The sequence below is a fragment of the Pantoea sp. UBA5923 genome, assembly GCF_002431095.1.
GTDB lineage: Bacteria > Pseudomonadota > Gammaproteobacteria > Enterobacterales > Enterobacteriaceae > Pantoea > Pantoea piersonii.
In genome coordinates, this window is the sequence record NZ_DJDN01000086.1 from 1 (window position 1) to 817 (window position 817).

Genomic DNA, 817 nt, shown 5'->3' on the forward strand with positions numbered 1-817 from the left:
ATTCCACTGATAATCAATCACGCCTGGCATGTAATCTGGCCAGGAGATGGTAGAGGTGATCCAGTTCGGCACGCGATCTTCCGGTCCGCCGCCCGGCAGGCCGCTCATCATCACGATTTTCTTCACGCCGAGTTTGCCGGCCAGCTCAACGGCGCGGTAGCTGCTTTTGGTATGGGTTTCGCCCAGCTCACCGGGCGCCAGCGGGTTACCTGAGCAGTTCAGCGCCACGATGCGCATCTCACGCTCGGCCAGCTCTTGCCTGAACTTTTCCAGTTTTTCTGGGGAGGCCAGCAGCTCTTCGGTTTTCACATGCGGACACGGCGACCAGCCGCCAGCGGTCATCTCGACGCCATCAATGCCGTAGCTTTTAACTTTATCCAGCATTGCCGGGAAGGACAAATCCGCCAGAACATCCGTACATAAAGCAAGTTTCATTATTTGTTCCTTCATCTGGTGCGTTAATTACGCTTTCTCAAACAGACTAATAAATTCTTCTTTGGTTTTTGCGCTGGCTAATAAGGTCGTTTTTACTTCATCGCCTAACAGATCTGCGATGTCCGCCAGCACCTGAATATGTTCATTCCTGGAAGCGGCTACGGCTACCACCACGAAAACCACTTTTCCGTTTCCCCAGCCGACGCCGTGTGGAAACTGAAAAACCTGAAAACCCGTTTTGATCACCAGATCAAGGTTCTCTTTAGCGCAATGAGGAAACGCGATACCTGCGCCGATATAGGTAGAGACGCTTTTTTCGCGTGCCAGCATGCCGTGCAGGAAACCCGGTTTCACATAACCGGCTTTTTCCAGCGCGTCAGCG

The 817-nt window shown here is 52.9% G+C and carries 2 protein-coding genes; both read right to left on the bottom strand.

Features of this window, described 5'->3' with window-relative positions:
* Nucleotides 1-435 (bottom strand): sugar phosphate isomerase/epimerase (locus B3797_RS19455; RefSeq protein ID WP_311791941.1); only part of this gene is annotated, 435 nt, incomplete at its 3' end.
* A 27-nt stretch (nt 436-462) separates the two neighbouring features.
* The coding region (locus B3797_RS19460; RefSeq protein WP_311791942.1) for a PTS sugar transporter subunit IIA at nt 463-817 on the bottom strand (355 nt) is incomplete at its 5' end.